Origin of the sequence: Microcoleus sp. T2B6, from assembly GCF_036700475.1 — a bacterium.
GTDB lineage: Bacteria > Cyanobacteriota > Cyanobacteriia > Cyanobacteriales > Microcoleaceae > Microcoleus.
In genome coordinates this window covers 46,507-67,148 of sequence record NZ_JAUBOZ010000039.1, presented here as the reverse complement: position 1 = coordinate 67,148, position 20,642 = coordinate 46,507, and the positions used below count along the sequence as shown (strand labels likewise).

At 46.9% G+C, this 20,642-nt stretch carries 20 protein-coding genes; 17 read left to right on the top strand and 3 right to left on the bottom strand.

Going from position 1 to position 20,642, the window contains the following annotated elements:
- Positions 1-139: 139 nt before the first annotated feature.
- Together murB and murC are read right to left on the bottom strand one after the other, a co-directional pair.
- A complete protein-coding gene (murB, locus tag QUA00_RS18285) occupies positions 140-1,096 on the bottom strand; it encodes a UDP-N-acetylmuramate dehydrogenase (RefSeq protein WP_333144613.1) in 957 nt (318 codons plus the stop codon).
- Between the two features lie 150 nt (positions 1,097-1,246).
- Positions 1,247-2,803, bottom strand: coding sequence for a UDP-N-acetylmuramate--L-alanine ligase (gene murC / locus QUA00_RS18280; RefSeq protein ID WP_333144614.1), 1,557 nt, complete (start codon positions 2,801-2,803; stop codon positions 1,247-1,249).
- A 620-nt stretch (positions 2,804-3,423) separates the two neighbouring features.
- Between murC and nadD the strand changes: the two genes are divergently transcribed.
- Together nadD and QUA00_RS18270 are read left to right on the top strand one after the other, a co-directional pair.
- Positions 3,424-4,140 carry a nicotinate (nicotinamide) nucleotide adenylyltransferase gene (gene nadD, locus QUA00_RS18275; RefSeq protein WP_333144615.1) on the top strand — a complete coding sequence of 239 codons (717 nt, stop codon included), beginning with the start codon at positions 3,424-3,426 and terminating at the stop codon, positions 4,138-4,140.
- Positions 4,141-4,331: 191 nt separating this feature from the next.
- Complete coding sequence (locus tag QUA00_RS18270) at positions 4,332-5,351, top strand: type I glyceraldehyde-3-phosphate dehydrogenase (RefSeq protein ID WP_333144616.1); 1,020 nt, start codon at positions 4,332-4,334, stop codon at positions 5,349-5,351.
- A gap of 568 nt (positions 5,352-5,919) precedes the next feature.
- On the opposite strand, the gene QUA00_RS18265 is transcribed toward QUA00_RS18270, so the two are convergent.
- The gene (locus QUA00_RS18265; RefSeq protein ID WP_333410639.1) at positions 5,920-6,261 is read right to left on the bottom strand and encodes a hypothetical protein; all 342 of its coding nucleotides are present in this window, start codon (positions 6,259-6,261) and stop codon (positions 5,920-5,922) included.
- A 56-nt stretch (positions 6,262-6,317) separates the two neighbouring features.
- On the opposite strand from QUA00_RS18265, the gene QUA00_RS18260 reads away from it, so the two are divergent.
- The 15 genes from QUA00_RS18260 to QUA00_RS18190 all read left to right on the top strand — a co-directional run bounded on the left by QUA00_RS18260 (position 6,318) and on the right by QUA00_RS18190 (position 20,542).
- On the top strand, positions 6,318-7,271 hold the full coding sequence (locus QUA00_RS18260; RefSeq protein ID WP_333410638.1) for a GDP-mannose 4,6-dehydratase: 954 nt from the start codon (positions 6,318-6,320) through the stop codon (positions 7,269-7,271).
- Between the two features lie 22 nt (positions 7,272-7,293).
- A complete protein-coding gene (locus QUA00_RS18255) occupies positions 7,294-7,578 on the top strand; it encodes a DUF5678 domain-containing protein (protein ID WP_333410636.1) in 285 nt (94 codons plus the stop codon).
- Positions 7,572-9,119 carry a PfkB family carbohydrate kinase gene (locus tag QUA00_RS18250; protein WP_333410634.1) on the top strand — a complete coding sequence of 516 codons (1,548 nt, stop codon included), beginning with the start codon at positions 7,572-7,574 and terminating at the stop codon, positions 9,117-9,119. The genes QUA00_RS18255 and QUA00_RS18250 overlap by 7 nt, the downstream gene beginning before the upstream one ends.
- A 34-nt stretch (positions 9,120-9,153) precedes the next feature.
- Positions 9,154-9,771 carry an HAD family hydrolase gene (locus QUA00_RS18245; protein ID WP_333410632.1) on the top strand — a complete coding sequence of 206 codons (618 nt, stop codon included), beginning with the start codon at positions 9,154-9,156 and terminating at the stop codon, positions 9,769-9,771.
- Between the two features lie 195 nt (positions 9,772-9,966).
- Positions 9,967-10,764: a hypothetical protein gene (locus QUA00_RS18240; protein ID WP_333410629.1), complete on the top strand. Its 798-nt coding sequence runs from the start codon at positions 9,967-9,969 to the stop codon at positions 10,762-10,764.
- A 70-nt stretch (positions 10,765-10,834) separates the two neighbouring features.
- Entirely contained in the window at positions 10,835-11,824 is a 990-nt protein-coding gene (locus tag QUA00_RS18235; protein WP_333410627.1) for an NAD-dependent epimerase/dehydratase, read from the top strand.
- A 127-nt stretch (positions 11,825-11,951) separates the two neighbouring features.
- The gene (locus QUA00_RS18230) at positions 11,952-12,584 is read left to right on the top strand and encodes a hypothetical protein (RefSeq protein WP_333410625.1); all 633 of its coding nucleotides are present in this window, start codon (positions 11,952-11,954) and stop codon (positions 12,582-12,584) included.
- Entirely contained in the window at positions 12,559-13,647 is a 1,089-nt protein-coding gene (locus QUA00_RS18225; protein WP_333410623.1) for a phosphotransferase, read from the top strand. Before QUA00_RS18230 ends, QUA00_RS18225 begins: the two co-directional genes overlap by 26 nt.
- A complete protein-coding gene (locus QUA00_RS18220) occupies positions 13,607-14,461 on the top strand; it encodes a transketolase (RefSeq protein ID WP_199292447.1) in 855 nt (284 codons plus the stop codon). Before QUA00_RS18225 ends, QUA00_RS18220 begins: the two co-directional genes overlap by 41 nt.
- Complete coding sequence (locus QUA00_RS18215; RefSeq protein ID WP_333410620.1) at positions 14,462-15,412, top strand: transketolase C-terminal domain-containing protein; 951 nt, start codon at positions 14,462-14,464, stop codon at positions 15,410-15,412.
- Between the two features lie 183 nt (positions 15,413-15,595).
- Complete coding sequence (locus QUA00_RS18210) at positions 15,596-16,258, top strand: class I SAM-dependent methyltransferase (protein WP_333410618.1); 663 nt, start codon at positions 15,596-15,598, stop codon at positions 16,256-16,258.
- A gap of 22 nt (positions 16,259-16,280) precedes the next feature.
- Complete coding sequence (locus QUA00_RS18205) at positions 16,281-17,081, top strand: sporadic carbohydrate cluster 2OG-Fe(II) oxygenase (RefSeq protein WP_333410616.1); 801 nt, start codon at positions 16,281-16,283, stop codon at positions 17,079-17,081.
- On the top strand, positions 17,081-17,527 hold the full coding sequence (locus QUA00_RS18200) for an LIC12192 family sporadic carbohydrate cluster protein (RefSeq protein WP_333410614.1): 447 nt from the start codon (positions 17,081-17,083) through the stop codon (positions 17,525-17,527). The genes QUA00_RS18205 and QUA00_RS18200 overlap by 1 nt, the downstream gene beginning before the upstream one ends.
- 174 nt (positions 17,528-17,701) lie before the next feature.
- Positions 17,702-18,379, top strand: a complete 678-nt coding sequence (locus QUA00_RS18195) for a class I SAM-dependent methyltransferase (RefSeq protein ID WP_333410611.1) — start codon at positions 17,702-17,704, stop codon at positions 18,377-18,379.
- A gap of 39 nt (positions 18,380-18,418) precedes the next feature.
- Positions 18,419-20,542 (top strand): TIGR04372 family glycosyltransferase, encoded by a 2,124-nt coding sequence (locus QUA00_RS18190; protein ID WP_333410609.1) that lies wholly within the window; start codon positions 18,419-18,421, stop codon positions 20,540-20,542.
- The last annotated feature ends 100 nt before the right edge of the window (positions 20,543-20,642 follow it).

The following is a 20,642-nucleotide window of genomic DNA, read 5'->3' as shown; positions in this document are numbered from 1 at the left end:
TAAGACGCAAGGCGGGTCAAGATGGCTTGTTAGATTTCTCTTTCAAGCCTCATGCCGTCAGGGCTGAGGTTCTTGACAACTACTTTGTGATGGTGTGTGGGCTGGCAGTCTGCCGTTTCCGTATTACTTCAATGATGCCTTAGAAGGGAAACTCTCCCAGTATTCTAACTTCTGGCTCCAACAACAGCGACCACCGCTGCTCGACTTGCTGTTGAACGTGGCGGATCACTTGAAAAATATCATTGGCCGTTGCCGACCCGCAGTTAAGAATAAAATTAGCATGGCGCTGCGCTACTTGTGCGCCGCCGATCTGATATCCCTTCAGTCCCGCTTGTTCGATGAACCAACCGGCAGTCTTGGGGCCGGGGTTACGGAAGACTGAGCCACAGCTCGGTAAGTGGTAAGGTTGAGTTGTCCGCCGCTGGCTGAAATGGTCATTAGTTTCTGCCATTACTTGCGATCGGTCGAACCCCGGCTGTAACTGGAAAGTCGCTTCTGTTACTAGCCGATCGCCCCCTTGCAGCACCGAAGTCCGGTAGCGGTACTCCAACTCTTGGGGAGTCAGAATTTCCACCTTGCCACCAGGGGATAGGACGCGAGCGTTGACCAGAATATCAGCAGTACAGCCTCTGTGAGCGCCTGCATTCATCACCACAGCCCCTCCCACGCTGCCCGGTATGCCGACTGCCCATTCTAGACCTTTCCAGCCCCGTTTAGCCGCCAACCAAGCAAGGCGGGGAATTGACTCCCCCGCCCCCGCTGTAACTTGACCTGTTTCTGGGTTAAAATTCACCTGTTTCAGGTAGCGAGTGCCGACGACCAAACCGGACAAACCCCGATCGCTCACCAACAAATTAGAACCGGCACCCAGCAGAGTCACAGGCACCCCTTCAGAATCAGCCCAAGCAAAACTCGCTTGCAAAGCCTCCATACTGCGGGGAGCAACGTACCACTCGGCAGGGCCACCGACTCGGAAGGAAGTCAGGCCCGCCAGCGAAACTTGGGAGTTAATCTTGCAATCAGTTCCCCGCAAAGAAATAGGAGAATACACTCGCCGATTGTCCTTAACAGAGGAGTCATTCGAGATAGTCACCATCTTGAAAATCCTTAAAAATACCTTCGCTCGAAGACGTGGTTTAAAATCCATTTAGCTAACTTATGTCGCCCCTTTGAGCGAGCCGTCCGACAGAAGTTTCGGCCCAACGTGCAACGCCATAATGTCGATCGACTCTACTCAGTTCGCGAGCTAATCGGGGCGATCGGCTTGTTGATAAAAAGCCATCACCTCTGGAATAATCTGATTCAGATTACCAGCGCCCAAAAACAGAGCCAAATCCCCCGGTTGCAGATTTTTGGTTAAAAACTTAGTGACTGACTCCAGGGAAGGCGCAAACTCAACCTCTCGGCCTTCTTTCGCAATCAAATCAGCAACCTGCTGCCCGCTAATCTCTCCTAAATTCGGTTCCCCAGCACTATAAATATCGCAAGCCACAACCAAATCAGCATCCCCAAAAGATTGAGCAAATTCTGGCAAAAATGTCAGAGTTCGGCTGTAACGGTGGGGTTGAAAAATTGCAACCACTCTTCGGGATTTGGAATTTTTTTCGCTACCTTCGATACGCAAGCGAGCCGCCGCCAAGGTGACACGAATTTCGCTAGGATGGTGGGCGTAGTCGTCCACAAACAGGATGTCATTGTGAAAGCCCCGCACCTCAAAACGGCGGCGAGCTCCTTCAAAGCCAGCAATCGCTTTGGCAATCGCCGAAAACTCTAACCCCAACAATCGGCCTACTGCTACCGCAGCTAGTGCATTGCTGAGATTGTGTGTGCCGAGCAACTTCAACTCCATTTCCCCCAGGAAAACTCCTCGCTCCCAAATCCGAGCCTTGGTGCTTTCTGCCCCGTACTCCACGCCCGAAGCCGTGTAGTCAGCACCGCTGTCCGGCTGCAAGCTATAACTGACATGAGGCCCAAGGCAGTCTTTGACGATTTGGTCGTCAATGCAGCCCACCAAGGTTTGACAGTTTTGGGCAAACACCTTAAAAGTGTCTATTACCTGGTCAAGGGTATCGTAATGGTCTGGATGATCCAGTTCCACGTTCGTTACTATGCCAATTTTGGCTACTAGCTTAACGAGAGAACCGTCGGATTCATCAGCCTCGGCCACTAAGTAGGGGCCTTCCCCCAAACGGGCATTGCCTTCCCAAGCATTTACCTCGCCTCCTACTACGATGGTCGGGTCTAGACCCGCAGCCATCAGCATGAACCCGATTAAGCTGCTAGTAGTAGTTTTGCCATGAGTCCCGGCTACGGCTATGCTTTGGTAATCTTGAATTAACGCTGCCAACACATCCGATCGATGAAAAATCGGACAGCCCAAATCTAAAGCAGCTCGATATTCGGCATTGGCTGGGTGAATAGCCGTCGAACATACTACTTGAGGCAATCCCGCAATTGCTTGGGCGCTTGAACCGTTGCCGTTCAATTGGACAGCTTTGGCTGTCGCGACAGAAGTCCCTACCGTACCCGCGACTATCGAGGATACTGCCCTTTCCTGTTGCCCGCAGTCGGGACTGCTACCGTTAAGGGCCGTTTGAAATAGTTCAAAATTGCTGGCGTCTTGACTCCAAAAAATATGAGCTCCCATTCCTTGCAAGCGCTCGGTTATGTGACTCGATTTAATGTCGGAGCCGTACACAGGCAACTTGCGTTTAGCTAGAATGTAGGCAAGGGCTGACATCCCAATCCCACCAATGCCGATGAAATGAAATGGTCTACCGCTAAAATCAACAGAACTCGGCATCTTTGCTCCTCACACACCACACCACGCCAATAACACGCGATATCATATCAAGAATTGTTTTTTCAGGATACAGTTCGCTAGAGATTTTGTACAAAATTCTCTGCGCGTCCCTAGATTTGAGGGACTTGTAGAGATGTTTGTCTTGTATCCTATATGACTTAGTACCGAGTAGTTTTCCGGAACAGTCACAGCTCGAAAATTGCAGGTAAGAGAAAACGGGGTCTGGGGCCTGTGCCAATAGACTAATTTTGGGTGGTTGCATACTCCTGCATTCTTTCTATTTCTATCCGCCTGCTGTGCTGGGATACGGCAGCAAAAGCCCCACAACCTTTCTACCAAGATTGAGGGTAAAACCCATAAGGATTTACAAACACTACCACGAACAACAAAATTTCGCTCATTTTGTAGTCATTTATCTACTCCTACGGTTATTTTTTCTTGAAAGTCAGAGATTGACACGATCGCAACTCAACTATAGATAATATGTATTCTCACTTAATTGTATATATACCAAGTTATGCAGTTAGTCGAATAAGTCGAAAAGCGATAGAGTTTACGGTTAAAAGTGTATAAACATAAAATTGGCGCGATGTCTCTACTAATCCTGATTTTGGGGAAATATGGGGAAAATAGCGATTTTGGGGGGGACTTTTGACCCGGTTCACTGGGGTCACGTGTTGGTAGCCGAGACGGCTGCGAGTCAATTTGCTCTCGATCGAGTCATTTGGGTACCGGATCGCTCTCCTCCTCACAAAGAGCGCCCGGATTTGGCAAGTTTTGAGCGGCGGCGGGAAATGCTGGCTTTGGCGATCGGCGATCGCCCAGACTTCGTAATTTCGCCGCGGTCGGCAAATCCCAGAGGCAGTTGTTTTGCGATCGACACCCTGCTGTATTTGCAAAAATTGTATCCTGGCGATCATCGCTGGTACTGGATTATTGGTAGTGACGCACTCCTTACTCTTCCCAAATGGCACCGATGCGCCGAAATTGCCGGGTTGTGCGACTGGTTGGTGGCCCCACGTCCGAGTCACGGAGATCGAGTGACAGCAGAAACCGGGGAGATTGGGGGACTGTCCGAGTGGGGAGATTGTCCGGGTGGAAAACCCCTCGATTTCGGGGGGGACAGGATGCAGGTTCAGGCGACTGCTGTGGGCCGACGAGTTGCCGAACAAATGGCTCTTTTGGACGTGGAAATGCGCTGGGATGTGCTTTCGATGGCTGCGATCGAGATTTCGTCGAGCCACATCCGCCGCTGCTGCGCCGAAAGGATCGACCTCCGCTACTTAGTCCCGGAAGTTGTCGGGACTTATATTGCAGCCCATCAGCTTTACCAGTAACCAGCTGCAGAAAGCCTAATGCCTTCTGCCTTGCAATTTCAGCCTTCTAGAAAAGTTCAAGCTTTTTTGATCGACACAAAAAGTTATAAAGGATCAACCTTTGCGATATGATCTTGTCTCATAAGTCAATTCTTAAATTTTTCCAAAATTTAAGCCTGAGCTAGGGGCTGCCATCATTAGGAGGTACTAAAGTGATTCGAGTCGCGATCAATGGTTTTGGACGTATCGGGCGCAGTTTTGCGCGCTGCTGGCTGGGCAGAGAAAACAGCCAGCTAGAGTTGGTAGCTATTAATGACACTTCCGATCCCAGAAGTAATGCTCACTTGCTCAGATACGATTCCATGATGGGAACGTTGAAGAATGTGGACATCAGTGCGGATGAAAATTCCATTACCCTAAATGGGAAGACAGTTAAATGCGTGAGCGATCGCAACCCGCTAAACTTGCCTTGGAAAGATTGGGGTATTGATCTGATTATTGAAGCGACCGGCGTCTTCGTTGACCAAGCTGGTGCATCGAAGCATATCACTGCCGGCGCTAAAAAAGTGCTAATTACCGCTCCAGGCAAGGGTTCTGAAGTTGGCACTTATGTGATGGGAGTCAACCACCACAACTACAAGCACAGTGACTACACTGTCATCAGCAATGCTAGCTGTACTACCAACTGTCTAGCTCCTGTACTGAAAGTGCTGCACGAAAATTTTGGCATCGTCAAAGGCATGATGACCACTACCCACAGCTATACTGGGGACCAGCGCTTGCTGGATGCCAGCCACCGCGACTTGCGGCGGGCCCGGGCGGCAGCAATGAATATTGTGCCGACTTCTACCGGAGCAGCCCAAGCTGTGGCTTTGGTGATTCCAGAATTGAAGGGCAAGTTAAACGGTATTGCCATGCGCGTCCCGACTCCCAATGTGTCGGTAGTTGATTTTGTGGCTCAGGTAGAGAAAAAGACTTTTACCGAGCAAGTAAATCAAGTGTTCAAAGAAGCTGCCTCTGGCTCGATGAAAGGGATTTTAGAGTACAACGATTTGCCTTTAGTTTCATGCGACTATCGCGGAAGTGATGCTTCTTCGATTCTGGATTCCAGCTTAACGCTGGTGATGGATGGCGACATGGTAAAGGTTTTGGCTTGGTACGACAATGAGTGGGGCTACAGTCAGCGGGTGGTTGACTTGGCTGAATTGGTCGCCGAACGTTGGGAAGCCTAGTACCCGAAGGCAGAAGGTATTAGTCATTCGGCAGAAGGTAAAAAATGCTGATATTTTGTACTTTTGAGTCGATTTCTAGCTGACTGGTTATTTCTGTTTTCGAGCGCTAGAGACTTTTGGCAGTCGATAGTTGGCGAGTACAAAATGAAATATGGTAGGGAGACGGCAGTGGGCAATGGTGTTAACTTAAGCTTTTTGTCCACCAGTCCTCCCGCCCACCCGTTAGTCCGCCAGGGAATGAATTCCCTGTCTAATAGCTAAAGTCCTCTGAAGAGGACTAATGAGTTTTTTAGTCCTCTTCAGAGGACTTTAGCTTTGAGGCAGGGGTTTCAACCCCTGTCGGGCGTTGCTGATTCACGGTATGAAGCAACTTTTCGCTTGATGTTACAAAGCTCAGCCTCCGAGGGCTTATAGCAATTGGGAAATCTTCCATTCATACCTGTATTCAGCAACGCCCCCTGTCGGACTATCGGTGGTACGTTAAGTTGACACCTATGGGCAGTGCGGTGTCCCTACCCGATATCCGTGGGAGACGGCAGTGCGGTGTCCCTAGGATATCCTTATGCTGCTACTCCCAGCTATCGATCATCGAACTTTTTGCAATAATACTTCGATCGGGCTTTCGGGTCTGCTTGATGATAAATTTGTTGTTTGTTTGTAGTAACCGCTTAAACTTGCTCTGGTAAATCCTGGGAAAATCCCAAATATTAAAAAAATAAAAATTCCGACTATAAAAGTTAAAAACCTGGAAAAATAGCAACGGGAGCATCTCATATTTGTAAAAATACTTCTTCTGGCTCCTTCCTTCTTCTGGCTCCTTCCTTCTTCCTCTTTCCTTCTTCCTCTTTCCTTCTGCCTCCTGCCTCCTGCCTCCTGCCTCAAAACTCCAATTTCTAGCGGAGGGCTGCAAAGGTGAGATGCTCCCATAGCAACAGCTACGGTGTAGTTTTAAAAGCAAAATGTAATATGAAAAAAGCGTTAATTAGCGGTATATCAGGTCAGGACGGAGCTTATTTAGCTAAACTGTTGCTCGAGCGAGGTTATGAAGTTTGTGGCACCTCCAGGGACGCCCAAATGTCTAGTTTCGGAAACCTGGCCCGTTTGGGCATCCGAGACAGAGTAAAACTAGAATCCATGTCTCTCAACGACTTTCGCAGCGTCTTACAGGTTCTAGCGAAAATTGAGCCAGATGAGGTGTACAATCTAGCAGGTCAAAGTTCCGTCGGTCTGTCTTTTGAACAGCCCGTAGAAACCCTCGAAAGCATTGCCACAGGCACATTGAATCTCTTAGAAGCAATTCGGTTTACAGGCGGAAAAATTAAACTTTACAATGCCAGTTCCAGCGAATGTTTTGGGGATACCCGAGGCAATCCAGCGGATGAAAATACGCCTTTTCGCCCCAGAAGTCCTTACGCGGTAGCGAAAGCAACGGCATTTTGGGAAGTAGCGAATTATCGAGAAGCGTACAATTTATTTGCGTGTTCTGGTATTTTGTTCAATCACGAGTCGTCGCTGCGGCCGGAGAGGTTCGTCACCCAAAAAATTGTATCTGTTGTGTGCCGAATTGCTGCGGGTAGTTCCGAAAAACTGCATTTGGGAAATATTTCAGTGCAGCGGGACTGGGGTTGGGCGCCGGAATATGTGGAGGCGATGTATTTGATGTTGCAGCAGGAAGAACCGGACGATTATGTAATTGCCACGGGTGTAAGTTATCCTTTGGAGGAGTTTGTGCAGACAGCGTTTGTTGCTGCGGGTTTGGATTGGCAGGAACATTTGGTAACGGATGCGAGTCTATACAGACCGACGGAGATTGCAGTTGGCCGGGGAAATCCGGGTAAGGCAAAAGAAAAATTGGGCTGGGAGGCGAAGTATAAAATGCCCGATGTGGTGCGGATGATGGTGGAAGCGAGGAGGATTTGAGGGAAAAGTATGGGGTGAAAATATGGCAGCAGAATATGCGACAGCTAAGGAGTGGTATAAGGCTAATCGCCGAGAGTTGAAAAAATATCGAGGCGAATGGATAGCTTATAATCATCAAGGTGTGATTAGTCACGATCGCGATTATCGAAAGATGAAGGACGGGATACCCCCTGATACAGCTAATTTAAGTTATGTGATCGGTCGCATATTTGAAAGCGAGTTTATTGAGCCTGTTAGGTTTTATCCTGTCAGAATGAGGGCATTAAAATCTCACGATGTGATTATGGAACAGTATGAAAAATGTTGACAAAAAATACGGAAAAATATCTTGATTTTGAAACCTGTAGAGAGGCGCTTGCCAATGTGCGAGAGCAAGGCCACAAGATAGTCCTCTGCCACGGGGTGTTCGACCTTCTTCACCCAGGACACCTCGCCCACTTACAGGAATCGAAAGCACTCGGAGATGTGCTGGTAGTTTCAATCACAGCAGCACCTTATGTCAATCGGGGTCCTGGAAGACCAATTTTTTCTGACGACCTGCGTTTGTATTCTATAGCTTCTCTAGCTTGTGTAGACTACGTTTTGTTGTCTCCCGTAGCCACGGCATTAGAAGTGCTCGATCGAGTGCAGCCTGATTTTTACTGCAAAGGACACGAGTATGCCGACCACAGTCAAGATGTCACCCAAAACATCGATCGAGAAGCCGAACGGGTTAGGGGCTACGGTGGCGACATCCGCTATACGGGAGAGATTGTGTTCAGCTCAACCCGATTGATTAATAATTACCTGGACGTGTTGCCACCGCAGGTAAAGAACTATACCAGTCAGTTCAGCCAGCAATACCCTTTCGAGCAAGTCAGAGAGGGTGTTGATGCTATGCAGAAGCTAAAAGTATTAGTGATAGGGGATGTCATTATTGATGAATTTACCCACTGTACTGTCCAAGGATTGACCTCGAAAGGGACGGTCATTTCGACCCGCTTTCTGAAAAAAGAGCAGCATTTAGGTGGTTCTCTGGCTATCGCCCGCCACATAGCTACTTTTGTAGACTCTGTGACTGTCGTGGGCGTTGCTGGAAAAGAGCCTGACATACACAGCCTGATTTTGAACAACATCAATGGCGGTATTCGGCTGGATTTACAGTATGAAAACGATGCTCCGACAGTCGTCAAGCATCGTTTTATTGCTCGACAAGGCATGAGAGAACAATACAATAAACTCTTCTCGATCAACTATTTAGAAGAACAAGGTCCAGCACCCATCCACCGCCAAAAACTGCTAGAGCGTTTGGAAAAAACTATTCGCGATTATGACCTGGTGGTAGTAGCGGACTACGGACACGGATTGCTTGATTCAACACTGATTGAACTTGTCCAAAGCAAGGCTCCGTTTTTGGCTGTCAATTGCCAAACTAACAGTGCTAATCATGGCTATAACTTAATTACCAAGTATAAGCGCGCGGATACGTTCTGCTTGGACGAACAGGAAATCCGCCTCGCATTTTCCAGCCGCTACGGAGACCACACGCATCTCCTCAAACGCTTGCACCAGCATTTAGGGGCGCAGCAAGGTTGGCTGACTTTAGGTTCTTCTGGTTCTTTGGGAATGAACGTCAAGGGCGAAGAAGAGTTGACTCCAGCCCTAACCCTGGACGTGAAGGATACAATTGGTGCGGGCGATGCGTTTTTTGCTCTGGCCAGTCTGAGCGCCAAGTTGGAGTTGCCTGTCGCTATTGGGTCGCTGCTGGGGAATCTAGCAGGCGCGATCGCAGCCAATACTCTCGGCAATGCCGAACCGGTGGACAAGGCCCGACTGCTGAAATTTGCCACCACGGTCTTAAAGTTTTAGTTGGCGGCCGGATAACTGGATAAAGAGCAAAAAAATGAAGCTGCAAGCTATTCTGTTCGATCGCGACGGCACCTTGATCGAGGATTGCCACTTTCTCAGTCACCCCGATCAAATACAGTGGATTCCAGGGGTTCTGGACACTCTCAAGCAGTGGAAGGATCTCGGCGTCAAAATCATAGTTGCGACTAACCAATCAGGAGTTGCCAGAGGCTATTTTGACGCTGCCGCAGTCGAAGCCGTCCATGCTAAACTGCTGTGGGATGCAGAACAGGTGTCGGTCTCGATCGCTGGCTTTTATTACTGTCCCCACCACCCGCAAGGTGAAGTTTCCCGGTACAGTTGCGCTTGCGACTGTCGCAAACCGCAGCCGGGAATGTTTCTCCAAGCCATTCGAGACCACGGCTTAAACCCGAATCAGTGCTGGGTAATTGGCGATCGCCTCCGGGATTTAGAACCGGGACTGCAACTGGGCATGAAAGCTTTTTTGGTGAAAACAGGCAGCGGGTTACAGGAACTCGAAGAACTGTCCAAACGTCCTTACGCTTCCCTAGTTACTGTCATTTCGTCTTTGTCGGAGATTGGCGCGATCGTGCAGGAAAAGCCAAATTTACCAGCCTGCAAAGACTCCCAAGCTTCTATTTGTAAAGAGTAAACATGACTGAGCGATCGTTTTGAATAAGATTTTTGCCACAGCTTCCCACTAGAAAAAGTTTAGCACAAACAGCAACTATTTATTTCAATATCTGCGCTATTTTGCAGTAAAATGGTGGCAAACGAGTTTAAAGAGCTGGCTGATTCTCGGTCTGGTGTCTGGGTTAATTGATCTCAGTTTCATTAGGCAAATACTATGGGTTATGGTGGATATCAGCTCAATTTATTCTCAAAAATGTCCCAAAAAGGATTTTTTGAAAAAGTTAATCGAGTGATGGAATTAGGTATCCAAGAGATTAATTGCAAAGGTTATGAAAAGATTATTAAAAATCTCATCCCCCACGCATTAAAAACCGAGGTCAGCGATCGGGAAATTTCCAAAATTTCCAACCGAGGCAGTGCTCGCAGTTTATATGAGTTATTGGGATTTCATTATTGCTGTGTGGATATTGAAGAAAAGTATGGCTCAATATGTCTAGACTTAAATTTTGATTCTGTACCGCTCGATCATCACAACTTATACGATCTAGTGACTAATTTCGGCACAACCGAACACGTAGCAAATCAATTAAATGCCTTCAAAGTTATCCACGACTTGACGAAAGTGGGTGGCTATATGTGGCACGACGTACCTTTTACGGGTTACGTCAATCACGGTCTGGTCAACTATACAACTAAATTTTTTTATTCGCTTTGCAAGAGCAACCGCTATCAATTGTGCGACCTGCACATACAGCCGATTGTTGCTATGAGAAAACTTCCAGAGGATGTAGTGACTGCACTTAACGTTCCTGATGACTTCGCAGAAAATTTTCAATATCGCGACTCTGGACTGTCGGTTTTGATTCAAAAGGTGCAGGATATTCCCTTTGTCCCTCCCCTCGACGGATTGCCTACAGGAATGAATGATTTACAGAAGAGCAGGTATTGGACTGTAACTGAGTTTGATATCGAAAAAGCATTGATAGAGAGCCGGAAAAAATATTATTATTGACCAAAGTCGAATTTTACCCTAGGCTGTTAATACACAATTAAAAGATTGAGGACTGTCAACTTTGAATACATTGCAGCAAATTCTTGTTACAGGCGGAGCGGGCTATGTGGGAGCTGTTTTAGTTCCTAAGCTCCTGCAAGCGGGATACCGAGTCAAGGTAGTGGATTTGTACATTTACGGAGATGATGTTTTAGCAGCCGTCCAAGACGATCCGGGTTTAGAACAAATTAAAGGAGACATCCGTGATCGCGCCCTCTTGGAAAAAATCATGCCGGGATGCGACGCCGTTATCCATCTAGCTTGCATTTCCAATGACCCCAGTTTTGAACTCGACCCCGACCTGGGAAAATCAATTAACTACGACGCATTTCTAGACTTAGTAGAAGTCGCAAAAAACAACGGAGTCAAGCGGTTCATCTACGCATCTTCTTCCAGCGTTTACGGCATCAAAGAAACCGAAAACGTCACCGAAGAATTGCCACTACAACCCTTGACAGACTACTCGAAATATAAAGCACTCTGCGAAGAAGTGCTGTTTGCCAACCGGGAACCAGGGTTTGTAACTTTAGTGCTGCGACCGGCTACAGTATGCGGTTACTCGCCCCGCTTGCGACTGGATTTAACAGTAAATATTCTTACCAACCACGCTATTAATAACGGCAAAATCACCGTTTTTGGTGGCGAACAAAAACGTCCCAACATTCACATAGAAGACATGACCGACCTCTACGTCAAGTCTTTGCAGTTGCCTGACGAAGCGATCGATGGCAAAATTTTTAACGCCGGCTACGAAAACCACACCGTCATGCAAATTGCCCAGATGGTGCGGAACGTTGTCGGCGAACAAGTAGAAATTATCGCCACCCCCACCGACGACCACCGCTCCTATCACATCTCCTCTGATAAAATTAAGCGGGAGTTGGGGTTTGTACCTCAGCACACTATCGAACAAGCGGTAAAAGATTTGGTGAAAGCATTTAAAGCCGATTTAGTGCCTAACCCGATGACAGATATCCGCTATTACAATATTAAGATCATGCAGGCTCTAAATCTCAAATAACTATAGCGCTCATTGCAGGATTTGTGAACCTATCTCTTCTCTTCTTTTACGAAAGCGCCCTTCGGGCATTCGCGGTTCGTTCACAAATAAATCTAGTTCACAAATGAAATAGGATTGCTATAGCAGGATGACTGACATCAATCGCATTATCGGTGTTGATTTTGACAATACAATTGTCAGCTACGACGACCTCATGCACAGGTTAGCCGTTGAAAAAGGTTGGATTTCTCCCGAAGTGAGCAAAAGTAAAAAGCAAATCCGGGACTGCATTCGCCTGTTGCCCAACGGGGACATAGAATGGCAAAAATTGCAAGCAATTGTCTATGGTCGCCAGATGCAAGAAGCCAAGTTAATAGAAGGAGTGCTGACCTTTTTTAAGTTGTGTCAGCAACACCGAATGCGAGTTTATATTGTCAGTCACAAAACCGAGTACGCTAATTACGACGAAACCAAAACTAATCTGAGAGAAGCCGCGCTAGCTTGGATGAAGAGTCACAGTTTTTTTTCGGGCAGCGGGTTGGGATTAACTCAAGAACAAGTTTATTTTGAATCTACGAGAGTGTCTAAAATAGAGCGAATAAAACAGCTAAACTGTACGGATTTCATAGACGATTTAGAAGAAACATTTCTGGAGGAATCCTTTCCGAACAGCGTTAACAAGATTCTGTACGCGCCGAATTACCAACCTGCCGAGATTCCAACAGTAAAAGCAGTTATAAAATGGCAAGAAATTAATGAATATTTTTTCTCAACAACCTGAAAACATAACTGCGAAAGTCCAATCAGCTTGCTCGGCACTGCTAGGACTAGAAATTACTGATATTGAAAAAATAGGTGGGGGACGCAACAGCCGCGTTTACAAACTATCTTGCGAAAATGATAGTTACTACGCTGCTAAAGTATATTTCCGCCACTATTCAGACCAAAGAAACCGCCTACAAACTGAATTTTCCAGCTTGCAATTCCTCTGGGAAAACGGCGTGAAAAGCATTCCGCAACCGATTGCCGCTGACCGCAACTTGGGGTGCGCCGTCTACGAATACATCGCGGGCGAAAAGATTATACCGCAAGAGGTGACAAATAATGAAATAGATGTTGCTGCCAACTTCTTGGTACAATTGGCGGAACTTAAAAGCAGAGAAAATAGTCATCTTTTGCCACAGGCATCGGAGGCATTTTTTTCAGTTCGAGGCGTTGTTGACAATATTGAACAGCGATATAAGAGGTTGTCGTCACTTCCTAAGAGCGACACACCTTACATTGAACTGGAAAAATTTTTGAGCGATGACTTCATGCCGGCTTGGAGTAAAATAGCAACATGGTGTCAGGAAAGGCTCAGTCAGTCGCAAATGTCTTGGGACGCAGAGATAGAGGAGGAAGAAAAAACGCTGAGTCCCTCAGATTTTGGTTTTCACAATGCCATAAGGCGGGATAATGGCGAAATAATATTTGTGGATTTTGAATATTTTGGCTGGGACGACCAGGCTAAAGCGATCGCAGATTTCCTGCTCCATCCAGCGGTGGAGTTGGGGGAGAGCCTAAAACAGCGGTTTCTCGACCAGATGCTGTGCGGTTTTAAAGACAGCAAACATCTGGCCGAGCGAGTCGAAATAGTCTATCCCCTATTCGGATTGAAGTGGTGTCTGATACTCTTAAATGAGTTTGTGCCTCAAGACTTGCTGCGGCGCGGGTTCGCTCAAGCGATCGACTTAGACCGCAGCAAATTGCAGATAGAACAGTTGGCAAAAGCCAAACGAATGTTACAAAAAATTCTGGCAAATTATGAGCAGTTCCCCTACGGTGGCCGAACACCTAAAAACTAATTCATCTGGACTGGACAGCCGCTCTAGAGAAATTCGCAAAACCATTGTTAAAATACTCGAAGCGAGCCGCAGAGGTCATGTAGGTTCTACATTCTCGCTAATAGAAATATTGCGGGTGCTTTACGACGACGTACTGCGGTATGATTCTAAGAACCCGAAGTGGTCGGAGCGCGATCGCTGCATCCTCAGCAAAGGACACGGCTGTCTCGCTCTCTACGCAATTCTTGCCGAAAAAGGTTTCTTTCCCGAATCCGAACTCTGGAAATTTTGCCAAAGCGACGGCATTTTGGGAGGACACCCGGAATACAGCAAAGTTCCCGGCATCGAAGCATCTACAGGAAGTTTGGGTCACGGTTTGTCCATAGGAATTGGGTTTGCTCTCAATGCCAGGTACGAGAAAGCTAATCACCGCACTTTTGTGATTTTGGGAGATGGCGAGTCAAATGAAGGCTCGGTCTGGGAAGCAGCTATGTGTGCCGGCAAACACAAACTAACAAATTTAACCGTGCTTGTAGACTACAACAAGCACCAATCCTACGGCACAACCTATGAAGTTCAAGATTTAGAACCGCTAGCGGACAAGTGGAGAGCTTTCGGTTTCGCGGCGACAGAAGTAGACGGTCACAGCGTCGAAGAACTGCGTTCTGTTTTGTTGAATTTGCCGATCGCACCCAATAAACCAACTGCAATTATCTGCCATACAGTGAAAGGCAAAGGCATTCCATTTGCTGAAAACAATTTGAAATGGCACCACAAAAATAAAGTATCCGACAGCGAGATTCAATCGATGCTGGCCGCCTTGGAGGAAAACTAAATGCGTCAACTTTGCCTGGACACAGTGTATGAATTGGCCAAGAAAGACCGCCGGATTTTCTTCATTGGCTCAGACCTCGGTTTCGGTACTCTCCAAAAATTTAAAGAGGAGATGCCGGAGAGATTTTTAATGGAAGGCGTTAACGAGGCTAATATTGTCGGCCTGGCTGCTGGCTTGGCTCTAGAAGGCAAGATTGTGTATGTAAATACGATCGCCACCTTTCTCTCCCGCCGCTGTTTTGAACAGATTGTTTTAGACTTGTGCCTGCACAACGTTAACGTCCGCTTAATCGCCAACGGCGGCGGCGTAGTGTACGCGCCGCTGGGCCCAACTCACCTGGCAATTGACGACATTGGAATTTTGCGGACAATTCCCCGGATGACAATTGTCGCACCGGCTGACGAAGCTGAAATGGGGCGGCTGATGCCGGAGACAGTCGATTATCGGGGGCCGATTTACATCCGTTTAGGCAAGGGAAATGAGCCGATTTTAACGACAGATGAGATACCCTTTCAAATTGGCAAGGCAATTCCCATGCGCGAAGGAACTGACGCGCTGATTATTACCACTGGCGTTACTTTAAAGGCGGCTTTAGATGCGGCAGCCAATCTCAGCCAACAGGGGTTAGAAGCAGCCGTACTTCACGTTCATACTGTCAAGCCGCTGGACTCGGATGCTATTCTCAAATATGCTGCTGACGTGCCTGTAATTGTCACTATTGAAGAACACACTTTGATGGGGGGACTAGGCAGTGCGGTGGCTGAATTAGTTGCAGAGGCTAACTTTAACCCTGCCAAGCGGTTCAAGCGCATTGGCATTCCGGATGTATTCCCGGAACAATACGGTTCTCAAGAGAGTCTGATGGCGCTGTACGGCATTACCGCTGAAAAGTTGGCTGCCACAGTCGCAACTCTTGCTGAACGGCGGCGCGAACCGCTGGCAGCAGTTTGAACTAAATCGGCTCTCAAGCTGCCAAGCATTTGGCACTGCATTTTTGGTCTGTGAGAGAGCCCACCTCACAAAAGTTTTAAAATTTATGACGTGCAAACAAAATGATTGAGAACTTAGTGCCGTTCGATATGCGGCAAATTTTCTTTGATCGGCGAGTTTAACTGTATAGTGGAGGATTGGAGCGTGGCCTGCGTCGATTTCATTACCAAGGTGCATACGAGTACCAAGCGCAATTATGTCGAGCGTGTCGTCGAGTACGACAAAGCGGAGTGTGCCGCCGTTGCCAAACTGTACGGGAAAGATTACTGGGACGGCGATCGCAAGTACGGTTACGGTGGCTATCGCTATGACGGCAGATGGCGCGCGATCGCTGAGAAAATGGCTCAGCATTACGGCATTAAATCAGGAGACAAAATTCTTGATGTCGGATGCGGTAAAGGATACTTGCTTTACGAGTTTACCCAAGCCGTTCCTGGAGTAGAAATTGTCGGTATTGATATGTCCGAGTACGCAATTCAAAATGCCAAAGAAGAGGTAAAGCCGTTCTTAACGGCAGGTAATGCTGTTGATTTGCCTTTCCCTGACAAGAATTTTGATTTGGTAGTTTCAATTTTGACGCTGCACAATTTGTACAACTACGAACTGCGGCAAGCTTTGCAAGAAATTGAGCGGGTAGGAAAGCAAGATAAGTACATTGTTGTGGAGTCCTACAGGAACGAGGAAGAAAAAGTTAACTTGCTTTACTGGCAGTTAACTTGCCAATCGTTTTATACTCCTCAAGAGTGGGAGTGGTTTTTCAAAGAGAGCGGTTATACAGGAGATTATGGGTGTATTTTCTTTGAATGAACGAGACTCTAAAGTTCGCACTATGAGCAATCCATTTTTTACTTCAGAAGAAGATGAGGCGATCGCCCAATTTTTAAGGGACGGCTATCTTGTATTTTCCCTAGAAGACCGTAATTTGCTGGATGCAGTTAAAAAAAATATTTATCAGGCAGCCGCTGATTTTATAAACAATAAATCTCAGCTTTCTGAGGAGGATTTTTTTGATAAAATTCACGAAATAATTTCAGTCAAAGAATTGAATGATTTTCGGGTTAAACTGATAGCTTACATGGCTCAGGACAAAACTGTCAGACCCTCAATCTATTCTCTTGCCCAAAAGCAGATTCACTGGCTGGTTGGCAATGAATTGGCAATGCAGAGAAATTGCAATCTCAGCATTCAGTTTCCCGGAGATGACAGTTCGCTTTTGCCGCTTCACTCTGATGTTTGGTCGGGAAATTCTCCTTATGAAATAGTTTTTTGGCTGCCGTTCGTCAATTGTTACGATACTAAGTCTATGTTTATCTTGCCGCGAGCGTACTCAGAGGAAGTATTCATAAACTTTAAACAATATTCCAGTTTGACGGCTGAAGATTTTTACCAAAAAATCAAAGACAAGCTGGTTTGGTTAGATGTGAAATACGGACAGGGAGTTATTTTTTCTCACTCTTTGCTGCACGGGAACCGCGTCAATCGCCAAGCAGAAAGCCGATGGACGATTAATGTTCGGTTTAAGAGTTTGCTCTCTCCTTACGGAACTAAGGAACTAGGGGAATCATTTTTGCCGATTACAATGCGTCCCGTTACAAGAATCGGATACAATTATATCAAACCGGAGTGCTGATGAAATCAACAAAAGGTTGGAGGGGATATATTTCCAGCCGCGAAATCGGCGGCAGCACGATTCCTCAACGGCTGCAAAATATGGTAATTCGCAATTATGCTCAAAGTAAAGGAATGGTATTTCTTTTGAGCGGTACTGAATACTATATGGATAATTGCTACATGATGTTAAGTGCTTTGTTGGAAGAGTTAGACTCGTTATCGGGCTTGATTTTTTATTCGCTAAAACTGTTGCCAGAAAATCCCTTTCATAGAAAGTTGATTTATGAGAAAGTTGTGAATCGGGAATGCGAATTGCATTTTGCTTTAGAAGAGCTGGCTATTGTTAAGGAGGAAGATATTAACTTAATAGAAGACATAATTGCTTGCAAGACATTAGTAGCGCAAAGCAACAGCAGCTTGTGGCACAGTGAGAGCCATAGCGCGCGGTCTAGCACTCGTAAATGATTCGTGAAGGCGAGAACCCAGACAGCTTAAAGAAGTCGGGTATCTGAACCGATGACATCTCAAAACTCAAAGCGGTGCAGGACACTCAATAAGACACTCGCAGCGTTTTAAAGATTTTTCAATGTCACGCACGCTACGAGTCCAATACTATTACGATAAACAGGTAAGGAGTTTATGGACATACAAACAACTAGAGAACCTCAATATCAAGCCCACGTAACTCTGAGCGAGACAAAAGGGCTGACTCAGCTAGGTTTGCGAGCAAATGCTACCTGGTACGAAGACCCGAGACGGTTGCTTTTTGTCTTGGCGAGATACAAATTTGTCTCGAAAATGTTGAGCGGGAAACAAAATGTATTGGAGGTGGGATGCGGAGACGCATTTGGCACTAGAATTGTCTTGCAAGAGGTGGGTGCAATTTGTGCGGTAGACTTCGATCGGCTGTTTGTAAATCACGTAAACGAACAGATGGAAGAAAAGTGGAAATTTGATTGCAGAGTTCACGATATGCTGTCAGGGCCTGTGGAGGGAGAGTTTGACGCGGCTTACTCCCTTGACGTGATCGAACACATACCTCAAGAGGACGAACAGCGATTTATTTCAAATATTGCGCGATCGCTCGACCAAAACGGCGTGCTCATCATTGGTTCTCCGTCAATTCAATCTCAAGCTTACGCTTCAGAAGGCAGCAAGGCGGGACACATCAACTGCAAAGACCACAAAGGTCTTAAAGAATTAATGTTAAAATACTTCCACAACGTTTTCATATTTTCCATGAACGATGAAGTAGTGCATACAGGATTTTATCCGATGGCGCACTATTTATTTGCAATGGGTGCGAGCAGAAAGTAATGGAAAAATTGCACTGCAAGGGAGCGGTTATTTAAGATCATGAAAGTAAACCATTTTAACGCGGCTAATGAACTGCTGAGGTCAGGAAAGGTAGAGGAAGCGATCGCGTCCTACAGAGAAGCGATCTCTCTCAATCCCAACTTTTATTGGTCGCATCACAACTTAGGCGAAGCTTTAGCAAAACAGGGTCTTTTAGCAGCGGCGGTTGCTAGTTACCGCAAAGCTATTGAACTCAACCCAAATTCTTTTATATCTTGTCAGCACTTAGGAGAAATTTTTTACAAGTTAGCAGACGAGTTGAGTCCCGAAGCTGCATCTAAATTGTCATCAGACCAAATAGATGCTGTTTTTAAGCAAGCCACAAATCACCTAGAGATCGAATCCTTTTTGCAAGCAGCTTACCGCACCTATAGCCAAAGCATCCCTGACGAAGCCGGTCAAAAATACTGGCTGGAACAGTTGGGAAATGGCACCCTCCCGCGCGAGCAATTGCTTTGCGAAGTTCGCAAAGCAAAGGAGTGCCAGGCCGCAGTTGTCCTCATCTCCGCTTATCTGTGGGAAGCGATCGCGTGTTTTGACAAAGCAATTGCGCTCGACCCGCAGGCCGCTTGGTCTCACTTTTACTTGGGGGAAGCTTTAGCAAAAAAAGATGACTTAGAAGCCGCAATAGCTTCCTACCAAAAAGCTCTAGAACTGCAACCGGAACAGCCTTTATTTGGCGCTAGGCTGTCAGAGGTAGCGAAACTCAAAACCATCTTAGAGCAATCCGATGTCTGGTCAATTCAGAACTTGGATCGGGCGATTCAAACTGAACTCGATAACGGATATGAAAACGCCCAGGCAAACAACTTTGAGGGGGCTTGGGTGTCGTGGAAGCGGGCGATCGCATTTGCTCCGGATCGGATAGAAACATACCTATTGATTGGCTACTACCTCGGCAATTGCGGCAAAATCGACGAAGCAGTAAATATCTTTGAAGAATATTATCAAAAGCAGCGTAAACTTGCCGAATTGCACGGAGTTGACAAGTTAGGCATCCGTTTTGTCGATCCGCACAATGCAGCATCCGCGATCGGTCACACAGGTTTGCTGGATTACTATGTAAAAATGAGTCTTTTGGGATGGCGGCCACCGCACCGCGCGATTTTGTTGACGCCCCCCAACCATACTATTGCTAACTCGCATTACCTCAAATACTGGCAGCGTTACGTTCAAATTATTTCTGAACCTTCGCAGGTTGCGCGTCTTTCTCAAGTAGTCAGGTACTTGAGCGATTTCTTTTTTGCAACCCCAACAGCAGACAAAACTTTGCTGTATTTCCAGGCCGAGACTGCGGTGCAAAAACAGTGGGAAGCCGAAGGGCGAGGGCCCCTGCTGACTTTATCAGATGCCGACTCCGAACGGGGTCGGCGCACTCTGGAGTCTTTAGGAATGCCGAAAAACGCTTGGTTTGTTTGCCTGCACGTGCGAGAATCCGGCTATCACGAAAGCCTTGCGGCAATTAAAGCTTGCCACAACGCAGACATTGATACATACCGGCTGGCGATCGAAACTATTGTCAAACGCGGCGGTTGGGTTGTCCGCTTGGGTGACTCTTCAATGACACCGCTGCCGCCAATTGAGGGGGTAATTGACTATGCTTGCAGTTCAGCAAAAAGCGAGTGGATGGATGTATTTTTGTGTGCTTCCGGCCGCTTCTTTTTAGGCTCAACTTCCGGTTTGTGTTACGTTCCCGCCAGCTTTGGCGTTCCTTGCGCTTTGACTAACTGGGCCTGCATGGGAATACAGTCTCCTTACGGAAAGGATATCTTTATTCCCAAGCTTTATTGGTCGGAAACTTTAGAGCGCTATCTCACATTAGAAGAAGCAATGTCTGCACCTTACGGTCCAGTTAACAATTCTCGACTATTGTCCGCCTTAGGCGTGAGATTGGCAGACAACGCGCCCGAAGAAATCAGGGATTTAACCGTAGAAATGCTGGCGCGTTTGGAGGGTACAATACACTGCGAGGCATCTGACGATCTGCTGCAAGCACAATTCTTTGAACTGAGGAACAGTTGTCAAGCTTACGGAAACTGTCGCATCGGGATAGAATTCCTGCGGAAATATGCTGGGCTTTTGTCAAAGTCAACTGAGGGAGCAAGTGAGAGTAAAAAAGGGTAAAAGAGCAGCTCTAACTGACCGAAAAACACTTAAGTCACAACCCCCCGACTTTTATCGCGAACCGCAACAAATTTTTGAGTCGCCTCAATCCAGAGGATTT

What these genes read in the sequence shown, in the direction of transcription:
- murB (WP_333144613.1), bottom strand. Translation starts at nt 1,096, where the DNA reads ATGGTGACTATCTCGAATGACTCCTCTGTTAAGGACAATCGGCGAGTG.
- murC (WP_333144614.1), bottom strand. Translation starts at nt 2,803, where the DNA reads ATGCCGAGTTCTGTTGATTTTAGCGGTAGACCATTTCATTTCATCGGC.
- nadD (WP_333144615.1), top strand. Translation starts at nt 3,424, where the DNA reads ATGGGGAAAATAGCGATTTTGGGGGGGACTTTTGACCCGGTTCACTGG.
- QUA00_RS18260 (WP_333410638.1), top strand. Translation starts at nt 6,318, where the DNA reads ATGAAAAAAGCGTTAATTAGCGGTATATCAGGTCAGGACGGAGCTTAT.
- QUA00_RS18255 (WP_333410636.1), top strand. Translation starts at nt 7,294, where the DNA reads ATGGCAGCAGAATATGCGACAGCTAAGGAGTGGTATAAGGCTAATCGC.
- QUA00_RS18250 (WP_333410634.1), top strand. Translation starts at nt 7,572, where the DNA reads ATGTTGACAAAAAATACGGAAAAATATCTTGATTTTGAAACCTGTAGA.
- QUA00_RS18245 (WP_333410632.1), top strand. Translation starts at nt 9,154, where the DNA reads ATGAAGCTGCAAGCTATTCTGTTCGATCGCGACGGCACCTTGATCGAG.
- QUA00_RS18240 (WP_333410629.1), top strand. Translation starts at nt 9,967, where the DNA reads ATGGGTTATGGTGGATATCAGCTCAATTTATTCTCAAAAATGTCCCAA.
- QUA00_RS18230 (WP_333410625.1), top strand. Translation starts at nt 11,952, where the DNA reads ATGACTGACATCAATCGCATTATCGGTGTTGATTTTGACAATACAATT.
- QUA00_RS18225 (WP_333410623.1), top strand. Translation starts at nt 12,559, where the DNA reads ATGAATATTTTTTCTCAACAACCTGAAAACATAACTGCGAAAGTCCAA.
- QUA00_RS18220 (WP_199292447.1), top strand. Translation starts at nt 13,607, where the DNA reads ATGAGCAGTTCCCCTACGGTGGCCGAACACCTAAAAACTAATTCATCT.
- QUA00_RS18215 (WP_333410620.1), top strand. Translation starts at nt 14,462, where the DNA reads ATGCGTCAACTTTGCCTGGACACAGTGTATGAATTGGCCAAGAAAGAC.
- QUA00_RS18205 (WP_333410616.1), top strand. Translation starts at nt 16,281, where the DNA reads ATGAGCAATCCATTTTTTACTTCAGAAGAAGATGAGGCGATCGCCCAA.
- QUA00_RS18200 (WP_333410614.1), top strand. Translation starts at nt 17,081, where the DNA reads ATGAAATCAACAAAAGGTTGGAGGGGATATATTTCCAGCCGCGAAATC.
- QUA00_RS18195 (WP_333410611.1), top strand. Translation starts at nt 17,702, where the DNA reads ATGGACATACAAACAACTAGAGAACCTCAATATCAAGCCCACGTAACT.
- QUA00_RS18190 (WP_333410609.1), top strand. Translation starts at nt 18,419, where the DNA reads ATGAAAGTAAACCATTTTAACGCGGCTAATGAACTGCTGAGGTCAGGA.